The sequence below is a fragment of the Aeromonas media genome (assembly GCF_000819985.1).
GTDB classification, from domain to species: domain Bacteria; phylum Pseudomonadota; class Gammaproteobacteria; order Enterobacterales; family Aeromonadaceae; genus Aeromonas; species Aeromonas media.
In genome coordinates this window covers 1-5,915 of the sequence record NZ_CDBZ01000166.1, presented here as the reverse complement: position 1 = coordinate 5,915, position 5,915 = coordinate 1, and the positions used below count along the sequence as shown (strand labels likewise).

Sequence of the window (5,915 nt, the reverse complement as noted above, 5' to 3'; positions counted from 1 at the left end):
GCTAAAGATCCTGTACATGAGTGAGGGTTATGGTGGCTATATGCTGGATATTGCTATTCAGATGACAGCCATATGGGGAAGATTACAGGCGCCTGAAATAACAGCAGAGTATGGAGTGACTACCACGGCTGGAGGTTGGCACGGGCTGATCCCCTCTCCCTTTGGGAGAGGGTTAGGGTGAGGGGAGCTGGCTGACCGGGTGTAGCAACCAGGCGGCATTACACCGCTGAATCTTCAGTTATTGAAATTCCACGCGATCGGCAGTTCGACGTCGAAGATAAGTGCATCCCCGTCGAGGCGAAAGGCCAGGCTGGTCTGGTGCTGGTCGTATTCGTTGATAATCAGGCAGCTCTCGGCGAAGTTGGACTCGTAGTTGATATGGGCCACTCCTTCACGGCCGTCAGCGAGTTCGATGCTGAGCACCCGCAGCGGGTTCTCCTGACTGAGGTTGACCCGGGTGTCCCCCACGTCCACCAGCCGTTCCAGCAGAGGGAAGAAATCTTGTCTGTGGGTCGTTATGGCCTGGGTGATGGCCTGCTCCAGCTCAGCCTGGGTGGCGAAGGGGCCGCCGAGTGGGTAGCGGGTCTGGATCCTTTCCTGAGTCATTGCGTTTCCTCCTGAACTGAGATGTGGCAACAGTTTGGCCGCTGCAGTGACCTGTCATGTACAGGATCTTTAGCTACAACCAATTGAAATAGATAGAAAAAAGGCTTCGTTTGTGATCTGATTTAATCGCAAAAAAAAACCGACACGCCCGAAGCCATGACTATTATCAATGCAACCCAGTACCTCAAGCAACTTCTTAGCTCTTCTGAACTCAACCGGATCGGTAAATTTACCGGTTTTTGTCAGCGACTCCGGGATATCCAGCCTGCGAGACTACTCCCGGCTCTGCTCTCAGGGCTTGGTTGCGACAAGGTGGATGGTATTGCTGGTTTGCATCGCCATTTCAATGCGTTGCAGCTCCATGATACTGACCAAATAGCGTATAAACCCTTTCACAACCAGTTACGCAAGCAGGGTTTTCCCTTGTTCATGCGCGCACTGGTTGAACGAGCCATCGCCTTACGCCTCAAGGAGTGTCTACCGGACGCCCACGGACTGGCAGGCTTTGAGCAGGTACTGCTGCAGGACGGGTCGTCATTCGCGTTACATCCGCAATTGGCAGAACATTTCCCGGGCCGATTCAATAAGCACAGCCCCGCTGCGGTAGAGTGTCATATGACCATGTCCTTGCTGGACCAGTCGCCGATATCGATGAGTATCACGGCGGATACCGAATCGGAGCGCAAGCATCTTCCGGCCGCAAATTCGTTAAATAACAAACTGTTATTGGCGGATGCCGGTTACATCAGCCGCGAGTACTTTGCTGATGTGACCAAAGCCAAAGGAAGCTATCTGGTCAGAGGGAGTCAAAATCTCAATCCCAAAGTACAGGCAGCTTACCGACAGGACGGCAGGGAAATGCCCAAGTTACTCGGAAAAAAGCTCAAGGATATCGATCGGAGAAGCTGCAGAGCCGAGGTTCTGGATCTGGATGTGAGTTCGGGAAAGTATAAATATCGACTCATAAGACGTTGGTTTGCAGAGGAAAAACGGTTCTGTATATGGATGACCAATCTTCCGCGTGAGCGATGGCCAGCCGAGAAGGTGATGGCATTGTATCGTTGCCGTTGGCAGATCGAACTGTTGTTCAAAGAGCTGAAATCACATAACCGGTTGAAGGCGTTCGCGACACGACAAAAAGCGATAGCGGAAGGCTTGATCTGGGCTAGTTTGCTGGCCTTGCTGGTCAAACGTCGGCTGGCGCTGACGCTGATTGGCAGCGCGGAGTTATCGATGCTGAAGATTGCCAAAAACAGCGCGCTTTGGTTAATGCCGATATTGGCGAGCATCATCCATGGTGCGTGGCAGGAAATAACAGAGAAGTTGGAGTGGGCAATGGTGTATTTATCCAAAAACGGCAAAAAGAGTAGGCAGAGAAAATCCAAGCAAAACAACACGTTAGACGGTATTATTAATTCGCTTGCCGCTTAAGGTTCTGTACATGATGATCAACTAACATGTACGTGTTGACGTTATCGATACACTTCATATCCGGCAGGAACGCGATCTTCATTATCGACTTCCTCGCGGGATTCACCGATCACCCGGTTCACCCGATCCCAGAAAGCCTGGCCATCCGTTTCGGTCAGGCCGTATTCCTGCTTCACCTCGCGCTTTGCGGTGGACTCTTTCATTTGGATCATTTTACTCATGCATCACTCCTTGGATTGCTACTGCTTGATGGTTGACGACAATGCAGAACAGCGGCGACAGGTGGTGTCGTGGCATGTCAGGCGCTGTCGCCAGATGTATAAACTGGGATCTTTGTCACAAATGAATCAGAGTGGAGCCTGACTCATCAGGGTCAATAAATGGCGTAAATCACGGACGATCTGCTCATGGATAAAACCGGGCGAGATCACGGTGAGCCCCGGCATCCAGGATTTGATGACAGGCAGAATTTGATTGGCATCGAGTATGCGACTGCTCAATAACAGCGCACCGTCATCCAAGGTTTTGACTATCTCCTGCTCGGGCAGCAACGGGCGATGCTGAAAGTTGATGGCGATGGCGGCACTGGCCTTGAGGAGCACCTCGATCATACCGGAGCGCCAGAGCGTCGGGTCGGTATCGATCTGTCGTTGAATGTACGCGTCACGGGTGAAGGTCTGTTGCGATAGCTCAACCAGTGTGATGTTGCTCAACGGATAGGCTTGCAACCGCCCCTCACTGACGCCGACCAAGTGCCAGGTGCCCTTGTAGTTGACGAGCTGATAGGGACTAAACAGCTGCTTGCGCTGGTCTTTGGTGATGAGCCAGCATTGCAGATGCTGGGTCAGTGCCTGCTCTAATACCGGTATCTGGTGGATTAGTAAGTCGGCTGATTGACCATCGAACCCCTTGATGGCGAAGAGACTTGGATTGCCTCTGTCCAGCAGCTGACCCAGACGATGTTCACTGGCACGGGGGAACAGGTCGGTGATACCCAACTGCTCGGCCAGCTTTCGCACCTTTCCGTCGTTCTTGTGATTGAGAAACTCCGGATCCAGCCAGTATTGCTGGTTGCGATGCTCTATCGGTAGATAACTGAGGCGTTGATTGAAATCCCGCTGCAGGGTGCGCACGGTGACGTTGTACTCGGTGGCCAGATCACTCAGGTGCAGCTTCTCACCGCTGTACAGGCGGGTGAGGAGCATACCGAGGCGTTGAGCAATCTTGTCGTGTTCGTGCATACCATCACAGAAGGGGAATAACCGTGTCGCGGATTATCCAAACAGGCCGCGACACGGCGTGACGAATTGGCTGGCAGGCAGTTTTTCGCAAAACCCATCATCGGCGATGGGCTTTTGTCATCAGGTGAGGTTTTTTTTTATCAACCGGCGAGGAGCGGTTGAGAAGGCTCATAAGCCACGACAGATTTTGTGTAGCGGTTTGTCGGGACGGTCGCTGAAAACGGATCATTGGGCGGCTAAACAGCGATACCGGTATCTCACCGCTGAAGGAGATACCGACATACTTAGCTGGCCTGCATGTACAGGACCAGAAATTGACCAAGCAGGGTTTGGTGCGTATCCTTACACAGAACAACTATGTCAACCGCTGACGAGGTTGGATGTTGAAATTCAGCGGAGTCGGGACGGCCTATCAAACCAATTATCAGACACAGGTCCATACAACACCAAACTCGTGACGAACTAAACTATAGGTAAAAACTTTTTGAACAACCTCAAACCACATTAATGAAGATTTATTTTAGTTCAATTGGTTAAATATTAAGGTACGGGATGTCAGTAATACTCATAACCTTGCTTGTTTGTTTTGTAATATCACTTTTCTTTGGGCGATTCAGAATAGAACGCTATCCCCGCTATACGACAGTGAGACGACATGCCAGGAAAGGCACATGGAATGGGGTGAGAAAGCATTCACGTCGGATTTCTGATGGCACTCGATGGGTCTGGGTTCCGCACAATACAACAAAAAGGATTAATAATCAATGCACTAAAGTTGTGCATGAACGTGACCCTGACATTAGTTTTAAGCCATTTGAAAAGGCTCAAAACACACATGACAACACACTAAAAGAAATAGTGAAATCGAAATCTGTATCAGTCGATTCTGATATAGGTAATGCCAGTAAAGAACCGCCAATCTCAGCATCGATTGAAAATAAAGATAAAATCCAAACCCAGAAGGTGGAAAATAAATTTATTCATGTTGAAAGTGAGCAAAACCCTTTCGACACACGAGGTTATTATAGCTTTACAAAGCCTGAAAAACCTATTAGACGCAGTGACGAAACAATAGATGAATATCATCAACGAGTGCTGGAATGGGACGATCTTTACAATGCATCTTTAGATGAAATTATGAACATAAGGGATTATGATCAACGCCTGAAACATAGGATATTTGGTCAATGATTCATGGCTTTCGCGTTAATTAGCCATTGATGCAAAGCCACTCAACAACACCTGCACTAAAAATGCTGGATGATATCATGGCACCTGTTCACTGAAACGGTGTTGAAGGTATCAACTCCATCGGGATTGGATAATCCGTTTTCTCGATGCAGGCCCGCACAATGGCTCGCAGCCACTCCTGCGGGCACCGGCCCAGCTGCTTAGCGGTCTCTACCAATGACAGGATGGCAGGTAGTTTTTCGCAAAATCCATCATCGGCGATGTGCTTTTGTCATCAGTAGAGGGGTTTTGTTATCAACCGGCGAGAAGCGGTTGAGCGGGCCAGGAAGGCCCGGTAGGTGAGGTCGTTGCTGCTTGCCCATAGATAGGGCTGAGTTGATGCTATTGAGCCGCTTAACTGCGATACAGGTATCTCGCCACTAAGGGAGATACCTGTTGCTGCTCATCTTGATACTTTGGTCTGCCAGTCGAAAACTCCAAGCGTAACGGTCACCTTGGGCTGGGGACTTTGTGTCTAGTGGCTGATTTAGGAAAAAACGTCCTCATGAGGCTGAATATATATTTGTGACTACTCTGTTAATAATATGGCGGCTCTTGCTTACACAGGGTCAGAGTCAATATAAGTATATTTATATACAATTCAATCTTTCCGATGCTTTTGTAAACCCAATTAAACTAGCCGAATATCTGCGGTGACCACTAATATCTATATGAATTTCCCTTCCTTTTTTCATGTCATTGACTAAATGATGAAACATGTAAGTTGTAAAGGAATTTGTGTATTCAGGGCGATTGCCATTTTTTATCCATGCCCCATTGTCAACGGTTATTTTAAAAATAATCCCTGAGCTTATCCTTGATTTTTTAAGGGTAATGTCTGCCTTTATCTCGCCGCCATGGCAGCTTAAAACCAACTCACCTTCACCTTTATATAAATTTGTACCAATCATAACATTGCTCTTGTTGTAAGATTGTCTTTCTGTACCAGACCACCAATCTCCTGAGGAATATGCCTTAGTTGCTGGTAAACTAATGAAGATGAAAAATATTATTTTTAAGTAATTCGCAATTGATTTCTGTTGGGCCATCCTTCATTTTCCTATTCGATGTGTCATCTAATTGAATAGTATTAAATCATAGATATTTATACTATGATAGGAGTGTAGGTGCACACTATTTTTTTCGTTGATCTTATCCTTGGCAAAATGAATTTCTTGAGATAGTCGCTGTTCATGGCTGCTATCTTCTTTTTACGATGGATACTGGCTTGCTTTCATTCTTCAGCTCTGAGCATGTTCAGCGTCTGTGGTCACATGTCGGTATCTCACCGCTGAGTGAGATACCGACATACCTAGCTGGCCTGAACCCACTCGCCCTCTTCGGGAAGTGGCAACGGCTTGGATGGCACAGAGCTGGTCAGGGCATCATGCAGGGCTGACGCATCAG

At 48.3% G+C, this 5,915-nt stretch carries 7 protein-coding genes; 3 read left to right on the top strand and 4 right to left on the bottom strand.

From position 1 onward, the window contains the following. The coding region (locus BN1127_RS22835; protein WP_231557493.1) for a hypothetical protein at nt 1–181 on the top strand (181 nt) is incomplete at its 5' end. 53 nt (nt 182–234) lie between these two features. On the opposite strand, the gene BN1127_RS14400 is transcribed toward BN1127_RS22835, so the two are convergent. Then, on the bottom strand, nt 235–606 hold the full coding sequence (locus BN1127_RS14400; protein ID WP_004099020.1) for a hypothetical protein: 372 nt from the start codon (nt 604–606) through the stop codon (nt 235–237). A gap of 156 nt (nt 607–762) precedes the next feature. Between BN1127_RS14400 and BN1127_RS14395 the strand changes: the two genes are divergently transcribed. Further along, the gene (locus tag BN1127_RS14395; RefSeq protein WP_011191341.1) at nt 763–2,037 is read left to right on the top strand and encodes an IS4-like element ISApu2 family transposase; all 1,275 of its coding nucleotides are present in this window, start codon (nt 763–765) and stop codon (nt 2,035–2,037) included. Nucleotides 2,038–2,078: 41 nt separating this feature from the next. Here the strand turns inward: BN1127_RS14395 and BN1127_RS14390 are convergent, their stop codons facing one another. Further along, on the bottom strand, nt 2,079–2,258 hold the full coding sequence (locus BN1127_RS14390; RefSeq protein WP_029304370.1) for a hypothetical protein: 180 nt from the start codon (nt 2,256–2,258) through the stop codon (nt 2,079–2,081). Between the two features lie 126 nt (nt 2,259–2,384). Then, nucleotides 2,385–3,278 carry a helix-turn-helix transcriptional regulator gene (locus BN1127_RS14385; RefSeq protein ID WP_082030113.1) on the bottom strand — a complete coding sequence of 298 codons (894 nt, stop codon included), beginning with the start codon at nt 3,276–3,278 and terminating at the stop codon, nt 2,385–2,387. A 552-nt stretch (nt 3,279–3,830) separates the two neighbouring features. On the opposite strand from BN1127_RS14385, the gene BN1127_RS22190 reads away from it, so the two are divergent. Further along, nucleotides 3,831–4,469, top strand: a complete 639-nt coding sequence (locus BN1127_RS22190) for a hypothetical protein (RefSeq protein WP_156139772.1) — start codon at nt 3,831–3,833, stop codon at nt 4,467–4,469. Nucleotides 4,470–5,098: 629 nt separating this feature from the next. On the opposite strand, the gene BN1127_RS22185 is transcribed toward BN1127_RS22190, so the two are convergent. After that, nucleotides 5,099–5,557 carry a hypothetical protein gene (locus BN1127_RS22185; protein ID WP_156139771.1) on the bottom strand — a complete coding sequence of 153 codons (459 nt, stop codon included), beginning with the start codon at nt 5,555–5,557 and terminating at the stop codon, nt 5,099–5,101. Nucleotides 5,558–5,915: the final 358 nt, after the last annotated feature.